This is a genomic window from Priestia sp. SRI_019, assembly GCF_057586255.1.
On sequence record NZ_JBYCZN010000001.1, the window covers coordinates 484,399 to 501,152 of the forward strand.

22 protein-coding genes are annotated in these 16,754 nt (G+C 38.4%); 17 read left to right on the forward strand and 5 right to left on the reverse strand.

Going from position 1 to position 16,754, the window contains the following annotated elements; genetic code table 11:
• Positions 1–6: 6 nt before the first annotated feature.
• Positions 7–801 carry an SDR family NAD(P)-dependent oxidoreductase gene (locus AC2YJL_RS02480; protein ID WP_251568795.1) on the forward strand — a complete coding sequence of 265 codons (795 nt, stop codon included), beginning with the start codon at positions 7–9 and terminating at the stop codon, positions 799–801.
• A gap of 73 nt (positions 802–874) precedes the next feature.
• Here AC2YJL_RS02480 and AC2YJL_RS02485 read toward each other — a convergent pair whose 3' ends face one another.
• Positions 875–1,090 carry a CDGSH iron-sulfur domain-containing protein gene (locus AC2YJL_RS02485; protein ID WP_013059094.1) on the reverse strand — a complete coding sequence of 72 codons (216 nt, stop codon included), beginning with the start codon at positions 1,088–1,090 and terminating at the stop codon, positions 875–877.
• A gap of 130 nt (positions 1,091–1,220) precedes the next feature.
• Between AC2YJL_RS02485 and AC2YJL_RS02490 the strand changes: the two genes are divergently transcribed.
• Positions 1,221–1,559 (forward strand): iron-sulfur cluster biosynthesis family protein, encoded by a 339-nt coding sequence (locus AC2YJL_RS02490; RefSeq protein ID WP_028410692.1) that lies wholly within the window; start codon positions 1,221–1,223, stop codon positions 1,557–1,559.
• Here the strand turns inward: AC2YJL_RS02490 and AC2YJL_RS02495 are convergent.
• Positions 1,556–2,467: an alpha/beta hydrolase gene (locus AC2YJL_RS02495; RefSeq protein WP_153255366.1), complete on the reverse strand. Its 912-nt coding sequence runs from the start codon at positions 2,465–2,467 to the stop codon at positions 1,556–1,558. The genes AC2YJL_RS02490 and AC2YJL_RS02495 overlap by 4 nt on opposite strands.
• Before the next feature lie 68 nt (positions 2,468–2,535).
• Positions 2,536–3,432 (reverse strand): hydroxymethylglutaryl-CoA lyase, encoded by an 897-nt coding sequence (locus AC2YJL_RS02500; RefSeq protein ID WP_115654891.1) that lies wholly within the window; start codon positions 3,430–3,432, stop codon positions 2,536–2,538.
• Positions 3,433–3,609: 177 nt separating this feature from the next.
• Here AC2YJL_RS02500 and AC2YJL_RS02505 point away from each other — a divergent pair, with 177 nt between their 5' ends.
• From AC2YJL_RS02505 to AC2YJL_RS02520, 4 genes are all read left to right on the forward strand, one after another.
• Entirely contained in the window at positions 3,610–4,797 is a 1,188-nt protein-coding gene (locus tag AC2YJL_RS02505) for an acetyl-CoA C-acetyltransferase (protein WP_028410695.1), read from the forward strand.
• Positions 4,798–5,032: 235 nt separating this feature from the next.
• A complete protein-coding gene (locus AC2YJL_RS02510; protein WP_251568794.1) occupies positions 5,033–5,722 on the forward strand; it encodes a CoA transferase subunit A in 690 nt (229 codons plus the stop codon).
• A gap of 20 nt (positions 5,723–5,742) precedes the next feature.
• Complete coding sequence (locus AC2YJL_RS02515) at positions 5,743–6,411, forward strand: 3-oxoacid CoA-transferase subunit B (protein WP_016765510.1); 669 nt, start codon at positions 5,743–5,745, stop codon at positions 6,409–6,411.
• 64 nt (positions 6,412–6,475) lie between these two features.
• Entirely contained in the window at positions 6,476–6,733 is a 258-nt protein-coding gene (locus AC2YJL_RS02520) for a YqkE family protein (RefSeq protein ID WP_050688188.1), read from the forward strand.
• A gap of 27 nt (positions 6,734–6,760) precedes the next feature.
• Here the strand turns inward: AC2YJL_RS02520 and AC2YJL_RS02525 are convergent, their stop codons facing one another.
• Both AC2YJL_RS02525 and mciZ read right to left on the reverse strand, forming a co-directional pair.
• Positions 6,761–7,678 carry an aldo/keto reductase gene (locus AC2YJL_RS02525; RefSeq protein WP_251568793.1) on the reverse strand — a complete coding sequence of 306 codons (918 nt, stop codon included), beginning with the start codon at positions 7,676–7,678 and terminating at the stop codon, positions 6,761–6,763.
• 92 nt (positions 7,679–7,770) lie between these two features.
• The gene (gene mciZ, locus AC2YJL_RS02530) at positions 7,771–7,935 is read right to left on the reverse strand and encodes a Z-ring formation inhibitor MciZ (RefSeq protein ID WP_013059085.1); all 165 of its coding nucleotides are present in this window, start codon (positions 7,933–7,935) and stop codon (positions 7,771–7,773) included.
• A gap of 71 nt (positions 7,936–8,006) precedes the next feature.
• Between mciZ and AC2YJL_RS02535 the strand changes: the two genes are divergently transcribed.
• The 11 genes from AC2YJL_RS02535 to sigF all read left to right on the forward strand — a co-directional run bounded on the left by AC2YJL_RS02535 (position 8,007) and on the right by sigF (position 16,597).
• Entirely contained in the window at positions 8,007–8,558 is a 552-nt protein-coding gene (locus AC2YJL_RS02535) for an NUDIX hydrolase (RefSeq protein ID WP_013059084.1), read from the forward strand.
• Between the two features lie 327 nt (positions 8,559–8,885).
• Positions 8,886–9,530: a stage II sporulation protein M gene (gene spoIIM / locus AC2YJL_RS02540; RefSeq protein ID WP_251568792.1), complete on the forward strand. Its 645-nt coding sequence runs from the start codon at positions 8,886–8,888 to the stop codon at positions 9,528–9,530.
• Positions 9,531–9,642: 112 nt separating this feature from the next.
• Positions 9,643–10,095 carry a ferric iron uptake transcriptional regulator gene (gene fur / locus AC2YJL_RS02545; RefSeq protein WP_013059082.1) on the forward strand — a complete coding sequence of 151 codons (453 nt, stop codon included), beginning with the start codon at positions 9,643–9,645 and terminating at the stop codon, positions 10,093–10,095.
• A 195-nt stretch (positions 10,096–10,290) separates the two neighbouring features.
• Positions 10,291–10,518, forward strand: coding sequence for a YqzK family protein (locus tag AC2YJL_RS02550; protein WP_013059081.1), 228 nt, complete (start codon positions 10,291–10,293; stop codon positions 10,516–10,518).
• Between the two features lie 6 nt (positions 10,519–10,524).
• The gene (gene xerD / locus AC2YJL_RS02555) at positions 10,525–11,418 is read left to right on the forward strand and encodes a site-specific tyrosine recombinase XerD (protein WP_028411550.1); all 894 of its coding nucleotides are present in this window, start codon (positions 10,525–10,527) and stop codon (positions 11,416–11,418) included.
• A 197-nt stretch (positions 11,419–11,615) separates the two neighbouring features.
• Entirely contained in the window at positions 11,616–12,797 is a 1,182-nt protein-coding gene (gene deoB, locus AC2YJL_RS02560) for a phosphopentomutase (RefSeq protein ID WP_025750449.1), read from the forward strand.
• A gap of 16 nt (positions 12,798–12,813) precedes the next feature.
• Positions 12,814–13,644 (forward strand): purine-nucleoside phosphorylase, encoded by an 831-nt coding sequence (locus tag AC2YJL_RS02565; protein ID WP_230933559.1) that lies wholly within the window; start codon positions 12,814–12,816, stop codon positions 13,642–13,644.
• A gap of 116 nt (positions 13,645–13,760) precedes the next feature.
• Positions 13,761–14,927, forward strand: a complete 1,167-nt coding sequence (locus AC2YJL_RS02570) for a D-alanyl-D-alanine carboxypeptidase family protein (RefSeq protein WP_025750447.1) — start codon at positions 13,761–13,763, stop codon at positions 14,925–14,927.
• Positions 14,928–15,029: 102 nt separating this feature from the next.
• Positions 15,030–15,380 carry an anti-sigma F factor antagonist gene (spoIIAA, locus tag AC2YJL_RS02575; protein WP_116514821.1) on the forward strand — a complete coding sequence of 117 codons (351 nt, stop codon included), beginning with the start codon at positions 15,030–15,032 and terminating at the stop codon, positions 15,378–15,380.
• Entirely contained in the window at positions 15,380–15,823 is a 444-nt protein-coding gene (gene spoIIAB / locus AC2YJL_RS02580) for an anti-sigma F factor (RefSeq protein WP_013084935.1), read from the forward strand. The genes spoIIAA and spoIIAB overlap by 1 nt, the downstream gene beginning before the upstream one ends.
• Positions 15,824–15,835: 12 nt before the next feature.
• Positions 15,836–16,597, forward strand: a complete 762-nt coding sequence (gene sigF / locus AC2YJL_RS02585; protein WP_013059074.1) for an RNA polymerase sporulation sigma factor SigF — start codon at positions 15,836–15,838, stop codon at positions 16,595–16,597.
• Positions 16,598–16,754 lie beyond the last annotated feature (157 nt).

Here is a 16,754-nt window from a genome sequence, read left to right on the forward strand (position 1 = left end):
TTATATTTGAAATCCTCGTTAAAGAACCAACATGTCGTGATTACAGGCGCTTCAGGAGGTCTTGGAGAACATTTAGCTTATGAAGTGGCCAAAAGAGGGGGCGTCCCCGTTTTACTTGCACGTACAGAAGAAAAGCTGCACCGAGTAGCCGAGCAAATTAGTCAAAAGCATGGGATTACCTCTTACATATATAAAGCTGACGTAGCGAACGTAGAGGAAGTCAAAAGAGTTGTTCAGAAAATGATGAGTGAAATTAAGCGTGTGGATGTCCTGATTAATAATGCAGGTTTTGGTGTATTTGAAGAAGTGAAAGAAGCATCGATTACGACAATTGCCTCAATGTTTCAAGTCAATGTTATTGGATTAATTGCATGTACACAAGAAATTTTAGCTTATATGCTAAAAGAAAACAAAGGACATATTATTAACATTGCTTCTCAAGCAGGCAAACTTGCAACGCCTAAATCCAGTGGCTATTCAGCTTCTAAACATGCCGTGCTAGGGTTTACCAACAGCCTGCGAATGGAATTAGCGAAAACACATATCTATGTAACGGCAGTGAATCCAGGTCCTATTCAAACCAACTTCTTTTCAATAGCAGATCAATCAGGAAACTATGAAAAAAGCGTAGAAAAGTTTATGTTAACCCCTCAATACGTAGCTAAAAAAACGGTCAATATTATTGGGAAACCAAAACGAGAAGTCAACTTGCCTAAGTGGATGAATATAGGTTCGAAGGTGTATCAGCTTGCCCCGGGGCTCGTAGAAAAATTGGCAGGGGATGCGTTTAATAGAAAGTAACCTGTGCTTTAACCACAGGTTACCAATGTTTTTCGTTAACGATTTCGTTCAGTAAGGCTGTATTTGTATGAATCTACTGCTCGTCTAAAATTTTTGCAGCGCGCACACAAGAGTCGAATTTCCCTTTATGGTTTCCGTCGCAAAAGGGCATCTTTTGCGACTGGCCACATCGGCATAGTGAAAATGTCGGCTTTGTTTCAAATTTGTTGCCGTCTGCATCAATTAATTCAACGTCTCCAGTGACACGGAAAGAGCCGTTATCCATTACTTTAATTTGTACTTTTGACATAAAAAAACCTCCTTTTTGTACACATCTATATGAAGCGCCAGAGTTTAATGAAAGCGAGATGTGTATTATACTCATTATATAAGCAATTTTCGTTTGTTTATACAATTAGTTTAAAAGGAGTTAAAGGAAAATGAATATTACCTTTACTGATAAAGCGATAGCAAAAGTACAAGAAAAGTACGGGAAAGATTCTTCACTATATTTAAAATTAAAATACGATACGGATGGATGCGGCTGTGTTGTGAGCGGCGTAACGACGCTATGGATTGTTGATGAAAAAGAGAGCGATGATGTAACCATTGAGACGAATTTTGTTCCTGTTCTTGTCGAAAAAACAAAGCAAGTATTTTTAGATGATAATATGACGATTGACTACAATGAAAGTGCATATGCGTTTATGCTAAAATGTCCTTCTCAAATTTTAAATCCGCGCATGTCATTTATCGATAAAACAAAAGAAGCGCTTTAAAGCGCTTCTTTTTGTGTTTTTTCTAAGAATTCTTCAATAACATGTTCATATTCCACTGGATTATCAGCATACGAGCGGGCGTGAGTGCCTATAGGTGCTAAGTACATCCGTTTTGCTCCCATTTTTTTGGCATGCAGCTGCTCCGTCATTTTAGGAAGAATATAGTCATCTTCTTTGCTGTGAATAAATAGAACAGGATGTTTGATTTGATCTACGACTGAAATGGGTGATACGTCTTTGAATGAGTAGCCTTCTCGCCATTTTAAAATAATATTAGCTGCTGGCATCACAAGCTGTTTTGGTAAGTGGAAATCTTGTTTTAAGCGATAGGCAAGAAGTTCTTCCAAGTCAGAGAAAGGACAGTCGACAATATAAAAATCAGCTCCGTCTTCCATTCCAGCATACAAAAGAGTGGTCGCAGCTCCCATAGACTCCCCGTGAATCCCGAGGGAAATAGTTGGACCGAATTGTTCTTTTACCCAGTGAACAACGGATTGAAGGTCCAGTTTTTCATAATAGCCGTAGCTCGTTGTTTTCCCTTCAGACTTGCCGTGTCGGCGATGATCATAAAGAACGACGTTCCATCCAAGCTTTAGAAAAAGCCGAGCATATTTCATAGAGTTCAGTGAATGAACTGTAACTCCGTGCGAAAGAATCATAAATCGGTTGTTTTCGTGTTGTTTAATAACGGTCCCAGCTATGTTATAGCCTAGAGAAGAAGGAAGCACAAATGCTTCTTTAGGAAGAGTGCTATAGACTTTCTCATCATAAAAGCCATCTTCCGTATCGCGGTCAATAATAACTTTGTCGGTCTTTTTACGGATGTACATCATTTGATTTGTAAAAAAGATGCCAAGAGCGGCAAATGCTCCGAAAACACTTCCTATTAATAATAGCCATTTTTTCATGATTAGCGGCTCCTTTTGTTAATATAGCTATTATTTATTATAGCGTCGCTCTCATAAAAACCTAATTTTTAACGCTGTGCAAATAAAGAGTATTGCTTGCTTTCAATCGGTCTTGAAATGTGAGGAGCGATAAAAGCGACCGCTTCGAGCAGCTTTTCTTCATTAATAGAAGTGGAAATACCCATTTCATGAAGCATAAAGACGAGATCTTCTGTAGCTACGTTTCCCGTTGCTCCCTTAGCGAATGGACATCCGCCTAACCCGCCAGCGGATGAATCGAACCTGTTAATACCGGCTTGCAGAGCTGCATAGATATTTGCAATGGCTAATCCTCTCGTATCGTGAAAGTGCGCAGCAAGTAGCGTGTGGGGAAAGTTTTGTTTTAATTTCGAGAAAAGTGAAAATACATCTTTAGGGTTTGCCATACCAATTGTATCGGCAACACTTAGCTCATTCACTCCAGCTTCCACAAAGCTTTCGCAAAGGGCCAGCACGTCGCGTTCATGTATTTTTCCTTCATACGGGCAATAAAAGGCGGTGGAAATGCAAGTTCGAATAAAACATTCTTGCTGCTTGAGCTGCTGAATGAGAGGAAGCAGCGTTTGTACAGCTTCTTTGGTGTTTTTGTTAATATTTTTTTGATTAAAAGTATCGCTTACGCCAATAAACAGCGCAACGGAGCGGCAATTAGCTTGCAGTGCTTTTTCCAAGCCTTTTTGGTTTGGCACAAGTACAATGTTTCGACACGTATCAGACTGAAATGTATTTGCAACAGTAGAAGCATCTTTCATTTGAGGAACCCATTTTGGAGAAACAAAGGATGTAATTTCGATTTCGGATAGTCCAGCTTCTTTTAATTTTTTGATAAAATTAATTTTTTTTTCAGTTGGAACAAAATTTTTTTCATTTTGAAGTCCATCTCGTGGACCAACTTCTATAATTGTTACTTTTTCAGGAAATCCCATAAACCGCTCTCCTTCCACATTGTAAACGCTTACTAATATTCATTTTAATTCTAAAAAATTAAAATTCAATAAAAATTATAAATTTTTACAAAAAAAGAGGAATTTCGCAAGCGATGTCGAAATTAATACAGGTGACAGTTAATCACAGTAATCAAACAGTAAGGAGAGGTTTTCGACATGGGTCAAACAGAAGTAGTCATTGTAAGCGCTGTACGTACAGCAATCGGCAGCTTTGGGGGAAGCTTACAAAATGTATCCGCAACAACTTTAGGTGGTACTGTAATTAAAGAAGCTTTAAACAAAGTAGGGGTATCAGCAAACGAAGTAGATGAAGTTATCATGGGAAATGTCCTACAAGCAGGTTTAGGACAAAATCCAGCACGACAAGCAACTTTAGCAGCAGGTTTACCTGAAACTGTTTCAGCATTAACCATCAATAAAGTATGCGGATCAGGACTAAAAGCAGTACATCTCGCTACACAAGCGATTCTTGCTGGGGATGCTGATGTGATTGTTGCTGGTGGAATGGAAAACATGAGCCAAGCACCATACTTATTAAAAAATGCACGCAACGGGTTTAAAATGGGCGACCAAAAAGTAGTTGACAGCATGATTCAAGATGGATTATGGTGTGCATTTAACGACTACCATATGGGCGTTACAGCTGAAAATCTGTGTGATAAATATGAAATTACTCGTGACGAACAAGATGCGTTTGCAGCTTCAAGTCAGCAAAAAGCAGAAGCAGCTATTCAATCTGGTCGTTTCAAAGATGAAATCGTGCCAGTAGAAGTGCCTGGAAGAAAAGGTCAAGTAACTGTTTTTGAACAAGATGAGTTCCCACGTGCAGGCACAACGGCTGAAAGCTTAGGGAAACTACGTCCAGCCTTCAAAAAAGACGGTTCTGTAACAGCTGGTAATGCATCTGGTATCAATGACGGTGCAGCGGCAGTAGTGGTAATGAGCCGTAAAAAAGCAGACGAGTTAGGCCTAACACCATTAGTGTCAATTAAAGGTAATGCAACTGCCGGAGTAGACCCAAGCATTATGGGAATCGGTCCTGTAAGCGCAGTGAAAAAGGCGCTTGAAAAAGCTGCTGTTTCATTAGAAGATGTTCAATTAGTAGAAGCAAACGAAGCATTCGCTGCACAGTCAATCGCTGTGGATCGTGAACTTCAATTTAATCATGATATTTTAAATGTAAACGGTGGAGCAATTGCGCTTGGACATCCTATTGGTGCAAGTGGTGCACGTGTCCTAGTTTCACTTATTCATGAAATGCAAAAACGCGACGCAAAACTTGGGTTAGCAACGTTATGTATTGGCGGAGGCCAAGGCGTTGCAACAATCGTTGAACGTCCTTAATTTGATATAGTTTTAACAAACATTAAAGCTATATCACAACGCCACAGATTCCAAACATACAGCTTTGGAACTCGTGGCGTTTTTGTTTTTTCTTTAATTTGTCTAGTAATATAACTTTTTTGACAAAAAAATGATTAAATTATAATTTTCAGTTATATATATATTTAAAAAGAAATAAAAATCTTTTATAATAGATTAGAAAGCGTTTTCAAAAATAACGAAGGGGTGGTTATGTATGAAACAAGTACATACGTCGTTTAAAGAAGCGGTGGAAGATGTTCACGACGGTGCTACGATTATGGTCGGTGGTTTTGGTTTATGTGGAATTCCGGAGAATTTGATTTTAGCGTTAGTTGAAACAGGGGTAAAAGATCTAACCGTAATTTCAAATAACTGCGGCGTAGACGACTGGGGACTTGGACTGCTTCTGAAAAACAAACAAATTAAAAAGATGATTGGTTCTTACGTGGGAGAAAATAAAGAGTTTGAAAGACAAGTATTGTCAGGAGAAATTGAAGTAGAATTGCTGCCTCAAGGCACGCTAGCTGAAAAGATTCGCGCCGGCGGAGCAGGCATACCTGCATTTTATACACCAGCGGGAGTGGGAACACCCATTGCTGAAGGAAAAGAAGTTCGTGTGTTTGATGGAAAAGAATATTTACTAGAAGAGGCGTTAAAAGCTGATTTTAGTTTGGTTAGAGCTTGGAAAGCCGATCATATGGGGAACTTAGTGTATAACAAGACAGCGCGCAATTTTAGCCCAATGATTGCAGCAGCAGGAAAAGTGACGATAGCAGAAGTGGAGGAACTTCATTCAACAGGCTCACTTGATCCAAATATTATCCACACACCTAGTGTATATGTTCAATCGTTAATTATTGGTGAACAAGAAAAACGTATTGAGCGTTTAACCGTTCAAAAATAACAAAAGGGGAGAGATTTTTCATGATTGAAAACGGCGTGAACGTGAGAGAGCGAATTGCAAAACGTGCTGAAAAAGAAATTTTGGACGGATTTTATGTAAACCTTGGAATTGGTATTCCAACGCTTGTGGCTAATCATATCTCAGATAATAAAACGGTGGTACTTCAGTCCGAAAACGGTCTGTTAGGCATTGGACCATATCCGAAAGAAGGAGAAGTAGATCCTGATTTAATTAATGCAGGTAAAGAAACCGTAACGGCGACAAAAGGCGCCTCTTATTTCGATAGTGCTGAATCATTTGGAATGATTCGCGGAGGGCACATTAATATTGCGATTTTAGGAGGAATGGAAGTCTCAAAAACTGGTGACTTGGCAAACTGGATGATTCCTGGAAAAATGATTAAAGGAATGGGCGGTGCAATGGATTTAGTTCACGGAGCACAGCGCATCATTGTTATTATGGAACACGTGACGAGAAAAGATGAGCCTAAAATCTTAAATGAGTGCAGCCTCCCTCTGACAGGAAAAGAGGTAGTGGATCGTATTATTACAGATCGAGCGGTCATTGATATTACGGCAGAAGGCCTAAAGCTTGTTGAAGTAGCGAAAGGCTATACGGTAGAAGATATTCAACAATCTACAGAGCCAACTTTAATCATTGATGAACATGTAAAACTAGATGCATTTTGATTTTTGGTAACAAAAGCAAGAATATGATACAATATCTCTCAATTAAAGTAGCGGGGGAATTGTGATGGCTAAAAAAAAGCAAAAACAATCAGCACAAACAGCACAAAAACAAAATGATCAGCTCAGTATCAAAGATCAGCTAAATGATAGCTTATTAAAACAGCTTCAAGCTAAAAAACAGGCGCTTTCTTTAAAAGAAGAAGAGCAGAAAGAAACAGAGCGTAAAGAAGCTGCTCGAATTCGAAAAGAAAAAGAAAAAAATAAGTCGTTTGAAGAACTGTTAAATGAAAGTGATTTGAACTGGTCTGAATTTAAAAAATAAAAGCGCCGATAAAGGCGCTTTTATTTTTTAACGGTGAGCTTCGTATTGATTTGCTTTAAAGATCGATTGCAGCTTGCTAATTTCAGTGGGCTGAAGCGTGGAAGCCTCGACAGCTTTGACGTTTTCACGAAGCTGTGAAGAAGAGCTTGCTCCTGCTACAACCGAGGCTACCCTAGGATTAGATAAACAGTATTGAAGTGCCGTTGAGTTTAGAGAGTGAGTTGGTCGTACGTGACGAAATTCTTCTATCGTTTTTGCTAATTCCGTACCGCTATAATCTAAGTAGCCCTTGCCCTCGAATGCAGCAAGCTTTTGCTCTCCTTTATCGGTTAGCAGCCCTTTGGCTACTGGACCTCTCGCTACAACGCTAATGCCGTTGTCATGTAAAAGAGGAAGTGCACTTTCTTCAGGACGTCTGTCTAACAAGCTGTATTGCATCATGACGCTGACAATAGAAGAATTTTGCACATACTCTCGAATCACATTTGGGCGGATAGATGAAATACCATAGTAGCGAATGACGCCTTCTTGTTTTAATTCTTCAAATGCTTCAATCGTTTCCTCAATATTGTCTTCAACGGTTCCTCCGTGCAGTTGATATAAATCGATGTAATCTGTTTGAAGACGGCGCAGGCTTTCTTTTACTTCGTCTTTTATGTAAGCTTTAGACGGATCCCACGTCCAGCTGTCTTTTGCATCATTCCAGCGATTCCCCACTTTTGTGGCTAAAATAATATCATTTCTGCGTTTTTTTAGGGCTTGTCCCACAAACTCCTCGTTTAAGCCAAAATCATATAAATCTGCTGTATCGAAATAGTTAATGCCATATTCGAGAGCTTCATCAATCATATTGACAGCGTGTTTTTGTTCCGTTCCAAGAGACATGCACCCTAAACCTAATGTACTGACAAGCAAGTCTGAAGTACCTAAGCGTCTTTTTTCCATATATGTCACTCCTTATTTTTACTTGTTTCTATCTATTGTAGCGCTATGATAGAGGGAAACTCAAATAAGAAGATTAGAAAACTGCAGCACAATTAGTGTCTGCAGTCTGCTTGTTTGTAAGAATTGAAATTTTGAGAGATAGCGTTCGTCCATTCATCAACATACTGAAATTGTTCACCGTATTCTTTTAACTTTTGTTTGATTTCCCATGCTTTACCGACCAAAATGATTTGCTTCTCGTGAACATAAACTTTCATTTTTTCTACCTCCCAAGATTCGTATGATAGAATATATGTAAGAGTCAAAAAAATAGAACGAGGTGTAGAAAATGGATCATTTAACAGAAAAAATGCTGTCTTCTGAAAAGCTGTTTGGAGGCAGAGTGATTGATTTGTACTTAGAAGAAGTAGAGCTTCCAAACGGAAAAACGAGTACAAGAGAAGTAGTTAAGCACCCTGGAGCCGTAGCTGTCATTGCGTTAACAAGCGATCATAAAATGGTTATGGTCAAACAGTATCGCAGGCCGATGGATCGTATTTTAGTCGAAATTCCAGCCGGCAAGCTAGAAAAAGGAGAAGAGCCGATTGTGACGGCAAAACGTGAGTTAGAAGAAGAAACGGGCTATACGACAGATTCGCTTAGCCATATTATTTCTTTTTATACATCACCAGGTTTTGCGGATGAGTTGGTGCACCTTTATTTAGCGGAAGATTTAAAAGTGATGACCACCAAAGCGGAATTAGACGAAGATGAATTTGTTGAAGTGATGGAAGTTACGGTAGATGAGGCCCTTACTCTTATTCAAAACAAGGAAATTTATGATGCAAAAACAGCCTATGCTGTGCAGTACTTACAGTTAAAAAGCGGCTTAGGAGAGTAAGAGAGTTTTTTCTTTTACATACGAACGGCAATCTAGCAATTTAGAGGTTTACATTGAAACGTCATTTGATGTGAGAAAAAACAGGCATGCGTGTATCTTTAGCTTAAAAAAATGTGTGACAACTATATTTTAGTTGAAGGAACATCCGAACGATGAATAGAGATTCTTGATGAAGAATCAAATTCGTTCGGATTTTTTTAAGGTGATTGTGAATGTAGATTTCATTATGTCTCATTCTCTTTTTTTATTTGATAGATTCAAAAGATTCTTGGCATAGTTTTTGTACTCTATCATACACTCTATTAAGCGATTAATAGGAGGAAGACGATGAGAAAAAAACAATTGCCATTATCGTATGCAAGACATTTTCAAGAAAACAGTTCTATTTATTTGTTTGTGAACGTGCTGTTTTTAATGGGAATCATTTTTGGGGCTATTGTTGTAAATAGTTTGACGCTTGATCAAAAAGAAGACCTGTACTTCTATTTAAACCGGTTTTTCGGACAGGTAAAGAGTGGAGAAGTAGCAAGCAGCGTTGAAATGTTTCAGCAAAGTTTTTTTCATAATGTCAAATACTTAGGGCTCATTTGGATATTAGGAATCGCCATTATTGGTTTGCCTGTAGTGTTAATTCTGCTGTTTTTAAAAGGAATGGTGATTGGTTTTACCGTAGGCTTTTTAGTCAATCAAATGGGACTCTCTGGTTTTGCGCTATCTTTTGTATCTGTTATGCCGCAAAATATCTTTCTCATCCCGGCGTTTCTGATCTTGTCTGCAGCTTCCGTTGCCTTTTCTTTGAAGCTTGTGCGGCAGCAATTCTTTAAAAAAGCAGCGGAGCCAATTTCCGCATCCTTTTTACGCTATAGCGGCACGATGATTGCAATGATATGTTTGGTTGCCTGTGCGGCTACAGTTGAAGCCTACGTATCACCTACTTTAATGAAAAGTGTAATGGCTCTATTAAATAAGTAAGAATAAGTATTAAGTAAAAAGAATTCTTTTTTCTTATTAATAATAACTTTATTTTGACACCCTCGACACATCTGATATAATGGATTAGTGAATGGCGAGGGAGGGAATAATTATGGAAAGTCGAATTGAGCGAATTAAGCAGCAGTTGCACTCAGCTAGCTATAAATTGACACCTCAACGTGAGGCGACTGTAAGAGTACTTCTTGAACATGAAGAGGATCATTTAAGTGCCGAAGATGTATATCTCCTCGTCAAGGAAAAGTCTCCGGAAATTGGATTGGCAACTGTTTATCGTACGTTAGAATTGTTAACTGAACTTAAAATTGTTGATAAAATAAACTTTGGCGATGGTGTTTCTCGCTACGATTTAAGACAAGAAGGAGCCGCACACTTTCATCATCACCTTGTGTGTATGGAATGTGGATCTGTGGACGAAATTCAAGAAGATTTGCTTGAAGACGTTGAAGAAATTGTGGAAAAGCAATGGAATTTTAAAATTAAAGATCACCGCTTGACGTTTCATGGCATTTGCCATCGCTGTCAGGATAAAGAAGACAAGCAGTAAAAGCCTTTTCCCTAATGGAGAAGGTTTTTTGTTGTACATAAATAGAAAAAATAACGAGGTTACAAGCTACATGGTTTTATAGAAAGGAAGGAAATGACCAGGAGAGAACTCAGCGTATAAAGGCAAGAAACATGTATAAAACCTGTCCCAGTTGGCATATCTTCTAATAGAATCAAAAATTGGAGGAATTGTTTCATGAAATCATGGGCTGAAATGGTATATAATACATGTAAAGTATTTATCTTATTTACCGGGTTTACTCTTTTGTTTTATTTTGGAATGATATGGGTATCTCAAGAGTATCAAAATTATAAACGTTATGATGAGCCGTCGGGTTCAGCAGTTAAAGTCATGCAAGCAAGTGTGAACAAAGATCAGACGTGGCTGGAGCGTTTATTTATGTTTTATCAAAACGGGGAGTAGAGGCTATTGAATGATCAAATTCAAGATTTTATTCATTATTTAGTAGTAGAGCGGGGACTGGCGAAAAATACGATCGATTCGTATGAACGAGATTTAAAAAAGTATGCTCAATATTTAGAGCATGTAGAGCAGCTGAAATCATTTAATGAAGTAACAAGACTCCACATCGTTAATTTCCTGAAATATTTAAGTGATCAGCAAAAGTCATCTAAAACGATTGCGAGACATGTGGCTTCAACTAGATCTTTTCATCAATTCTTACTAAGAGAAAAAGCAGCGGATACAGATCCATCCGTTCATATTGATACTCCGCAGCTTGAGCGCAAGCTGCCAAAAGTGCTAAATGCAGAGGAAGTAGAGGCGCTGTTAAATGTGTTTGATACTTCGACACCTTTTGGCATACGAGACAAAGCGATGCTTGAGTTGCTTTATGCTACTGGAATTCGTGTGTCTGAACTCGTTAACTTAAATATTGATGATGCACATTTGACGATGGGATTTATTCGCTGCATCGGAAAAGGGAATAAAGAAAGAATTGTCCCCATCGGAAGGTTGGCAACGGAGGCGATTGAAGAGTACTTACAGCATGGCCGGAGTATTTTAACAAAGCAAAAGGAACAGGACAAAGCACTCTTTGTTAATCATCACGGAAGGCGTTTAACAAGGCAGGGGTTTTGGAAAATATTAAAAAAGTTAGCTTCTGAAGCAAAAATTGAAAAAGAATTAACTCCACATACTTTACGGCATTCGTTTGCTACTCATTTGTTAGAGAACGGCGCGGACTTGAGAGCCGTTCAAGAAATGCTCGGGCATGCGGATATTTCGACCACTCAAATTTATACACATGTCACAAAAGCGCGTTTAAAAGATGTATACAATCAGTTTCATCCGCGAGCTTAGGAAGATTCCAATGTCCAGTGAGTTTATAGACATTGGTTTTTTTGATTGAAAACACTTTCATTCATGTGTACAAAAAAATAAAAAGCGTCTATACTAATAGAGAGGTCAGACTTCTGACCAATAAGAGAAGATGGTTAAATTATTTCCAAACGGGAATTTTATAGAGAATAAATAAATTTATATTTGGAGGGAATAAAATGGCGCATACATATAAACGCGTATTTTTAATTGTCATGGATTCAGTAGGTATCGGTGAATCACCGGATGCTGAAAAATACAATGATAAAGGTGCCGATACGTTTGGTCATATTGCAGAGCACTGCAACGGTCTTCATATGCCTAATATGGCTAAGCTGGGTCTAAGCAATATCCGTGAAATTAAAGGAATTGATAAAGCCGAAAAACCGTTGGCTTACTATACAAAAATGCAGGAAGCTTCTGCGGGAAAAGATACAATGACAGGACATTGGGAAATCATGGGTCTTAATATTGATACGCCTTTTAATGTGTTTCCAGACGGATTTCCAGAAGAGCTGATTTCACAACTAGAAGAAAAAACAGGTCGAAAAATCATTGGGAACAAACCAGCATCTGGTACAGAAATTTTAGATGAGCTAGGAAAACAGCATATGGAAACAGGTGACTTAATCGTCTATACATCAGCAGATTCTGTTTTGCAAATTGCTGCTCATGAAGAAATTGTTCCAATTGATGAATTGTACAAAATTTGTGAGATTGCTCGTGAATTAACGCTTGATGATCCATATATGATTGGACGTGTTATCGCTCGCCCGTTTTTAGGTGAACCAGGTAACTTCACGCGTACATCCAATCGTCATGACTATGCATTAAAGCCTTTTGGACGTACAGTAATGAATGAATTAAAAGACAATGACATCGATGTTATTGCTATCGGTAAAATTTCTGATATTTACGACGGAGAAGGGGTCACAAAATCTCTTCGTACCAAATCGAATATGGACGGTATGGATAAGCTAGTTGATACATTAAACATGGACTTCACAGGCTTAAGCTTCTTAAATTTAGTTGATTTCGATGCTCTCTATGGTCATCGCCGCGATCCACAAGGATATGGGCAAGCGCTTGAAGAATATGATGCACGCTTAGAAGAAGTATTTGATTTATTAAAAGAAGATGATTTATTGATTATTACAGCTGATCATGGAAATGACCCTGTTCATCATGGGACAGACCATACGCGTGAATACGTGCCGCTTCTTGTGTACAATAAAGGCATGCAAGAAGGAAAAGAACTTTCTATTCGTCAAACGTTTGCAGATATTGGCGCAACGGTAGCAGAAAATTTTGGCGTAGCAATGCCTAAGCATGGAAAAAGTTTTTTAAAAGAGTTGAATTAAGCAGGGGGAATGGAGTATGAAAAAAGAATATATTGAAAAAGCAGCAGCATATATTAAAAATCAATCAGCTGTTACACCAACAATTGGGCTTATTTTAGGTTCTGGACTAGGGGTATTAGCTGACGAAATTGAAGGTGCGGTAAAAATTCCGTATAACGACATTCCTGAGTTCCCGGTTTCAACAGTTGAAGGTCACGCAGGTCAATTAGTAATAGGTACCATTTATGACGTACCGGTTGTAGCTATGCAAGGACGTTTTCACTTTTATGAAGGGTACGCCCTTGATAAAGTAACATTTCCAGTGCGCGTAATGAAAGAAATCGGTGTAGAAACGTTGATTGTAACGAATGCAGCAGGCGGAGTGAACGAATCCTTTAATGCAGGAGACTTAATGATTATTTCTGATCATATTAATAACTTTGGAACCAACCCTTTGATTGGACCTAATGACTCTGATTTTGGAGTGAGGTTCCCGGATATGTCAACTGCTTACTGCAAGGATCTTCGTCAATTAGCGAAGAAAGTAGGAGCTGATTTAAATATCGCCTTACAAGAAGGTGTATATGTAGGAAATACAGGTCCAACATACGAAACGCCTGCTGAAGTGCGCATGCTTCGCATTATCGGGGGAGACGCGGTCGGTATGTCTACAGTGCCAGAAGTTATTGTGGCACGCCATGCAGGTATGAAAGTACTAGGTATTTCTTGTATTTCTAATATGGCAGCTGGTATTTTAGATCAGCCGTTAAATCATGAAGAAGTGATTGAAACGACTGAAAAAGTAAAACAGCAGTTTTTATCGCTTGTAAAAGAAGTAGTAAAGCAGCTTCCAGCTTATCAAAAATAAGAAGAAAATATGGCTTCAAGCATCGAGAATTTCTCGATGCTTTTTTTATTTCCCTTAGTATAAATCGATTATACCTTGGAAAAAATAGGTTGTATAAAGAATGGAGGTTTGTGGAGATGAAGCGAACTATTGTAAAGTTACTCGTTGTCATATTTTTATTTCCACTTATGACGCAACCTGTTTTAGCCGCAGAAAAAAAGAATTCTGAGCTCGCTGACAGTGCTAGGTCAGCTATTTTAATTGAACGGGATACAGGAAAAATTCTATACGAAAAAAATAGTAATCAAGAACTTCCCCCTGCCAGTATGACTAAAATTATGACAATGATTTTAATTATGGAGGCTTTGGATAAAGGGAAAATTACCTTAAAAGATAAAGTGCGGGCAAGTGAATATGCCGCTTCAATGGGAGGCTCACAAATCTTTTTAGAGCCCGGTGAAGAAATGACGGTAAATGATTTGCTAAAAGGAATTGCAATAGGTTCTGGTAACGATGCTTCTATGGCAATGGCTGAATATTTAGCTGGATCAGAAGAAAAATTTGTAGCAAAGATGAACCAAAAAGCGAAAGAGCTTGGTTTGACTCATACAAAATTTCAAAATCCGACAGGCCTGCCCGTAGAAAATCACTATAGTACAGCTCATGATATGGCCATGATGGGCAGAGAGCTGCTAAAGTATGAAAAAATTATTAACTATACAAGTAAATACGAAGCTTATTTGCGCACGGATACAGATAAGAAGTTTTGGTTAGTAAATACAAATCGCTTAGTGAAGTTTTATCCCGGCGTTGATGGACTCAAAACTGGATTTACAGGTCAAGCTAAGTATTGTCTGACAGCTACCGCTAAAAAAGGAAATATGCGTGTCTTAGCCGTTGTATTCGGTGCAAGCACGCCAAAAGATCGCAATAATCAAGTAACCAAAATGTTAGACTACGCATTCAGTCAATATACAACGAAGCCTTTATACAAAAAAGGAGACGTTATTACTAAGATAGATGTAAATAAGGGTAGCGAAGATCAGGTAACAGCTGTTACGTCCGAGCCTATTTCTGTTTTATTGAAAAAAGGAAATGCAGCCAAAGACGTTAAAACAGAAGTGAAAATGAACGAGAAGCTAAATGCGCCTATTCAAAAAGGCGACAAAATTGGTATGTTGACCATTAAGAAGGATAACAAAGTAGTTAGTTCTTCACCGCTTCTTGCAAAAGAAGATATCGATGCTGCTTCTTGGTGGAAGATATTCAAACGTACATTCTCTATTTTCTCTCAAACATCGTAAACAGCTAAATGTGACGAAATAGAACTAGTTTTGTCGGTGAGAAGGATTCTATTCTGTCGGCAGCGAAAGACTGACTATAAGATTTCCGAGGAGGTTTGTATAGTGAGTCTTTCGATTGAATTGGAATTCAAACAAGATGTCTTGTTGGTTCGATTAACAGGAGAATTAGATCATCATACGGCAGAAGAGCTAAGAAGCAAAATCACCGAAGCGATAGAGAGGGAATCTATCAGCCATTTGATTTTAAATTTACAGCATTTAACCTTTATGGACAGCTCTGGCTTGGGGGTTATTTTAGGGAGATATAAACAGGTTCATAATAACGGCGGGGAAATGGTTGTATGCGCTATTTCTCCTGCCGTAGAACGTTTGTTTAATATGTCAGGCTTATTTAAAATTATTCGTTTTGAACCTAATGAAGAAAATGCGCTTCAAAAATTGGGGGTGGCATAATGAAAAATCAAATGAACCTCCAATTTTCCGCGCTTAGTCAAAATGAATCGTTTGCCCGCGTCACGGTAGCATCATTTATTACGCAGTTAGATCCAACAATGGATGAGTTAACAGAAATTAAAACAGTCGTATCTGAAGCAGTAACAAATGCTATTATTCACGGCTATGAAAGCAATCCGGATGGTGTGGTATATATTTCTGTGACGCTTCATGAAGACGGTGTAGTCGAGCTGATGATTCGTGATGAAGGAATTGGTATCGATAACGTAGATGAAGCCAAGCAGCCTTTATACACAACGAAACCAGATCTAGAACGTTCTGGGATGGGTTTTACCATAATGGAAAACTTTATGGACGAAATTCGAGTGGAGTCTACTGTATTAGAAGGTACGACCTTATATTTAAAAAAGCACTTAACAAATAGTAAAGCGCTATGTAATTAAGGAGACTTGCCAATGGATGTGGAGGTCAAAAAAAATAAAAACGAACCGTATTTAAAGGATCATGAAGTTAAAGACCTCATCAAGCGCAGTCAGCAAGGTGATCAAATTGCACGAGATACAATCGTCCAAAAAAATATGCGGCTCGTTTGGTCGGTTGTTCAACGTTTTATTAACCGTGGTTATGAGCCCGATGATTTATTTCAAATTGGATGTATAGGGCTATTAAAGTCCGTTGATAAATTTGACTTATCGTATGATGTTAAATTTTCAACATATGCTGTTCCAATGATTATTGGTGAAATTCAGCGATTTATTCGTGATGATGGCACGGTAAAGGTTAGCCGCTCTCTAAAAGAAATGAGCAATAAAATACGTAAAGCCAAAGACGAGCTTTCCAAATTACTTGGACGCGTCCCTACAGTCGCTGAGGTTGCAGAACATTTGGATCTCACTCCTGAAGAAGTAGTGCTAGCTCAAGAAGCTAATCGTGCTCCTTCGTCTATTCACGAGACCGTCTATGAAAATGATGGAGATCCAATTACCCTTCTTGACCAAATTGCTGATCATACGGAAGCGAAGTGGTTTGATAAAATTGCCTTAAAAGAAGCAATTGAAGAACTTGATGAGCGTGAAAAGCTCATTGTCTATTTGAGGTATTACAAAGATCAAACTCAGTCCGAAGTGGCCGCAAGGCTGGGAATTTCCCAGGTTCAGGTATCGAGGCTTGAGAAGAAAATCTTAAAACAAATGAAGCTGCATATGAATGATACGTAATACTTAAGAAGCAATCCGTTTTGCTATTCAAAGAAGAATAGTGAAACGGATTGCTTTTTTTATTTGGTAATTAATGGTCTGTTCAGAAACGTGAATTAGAAAATTTAAGAAAATCCATACTACACGTACAGGGAGATAATGAATCGTAAGGTGTGAT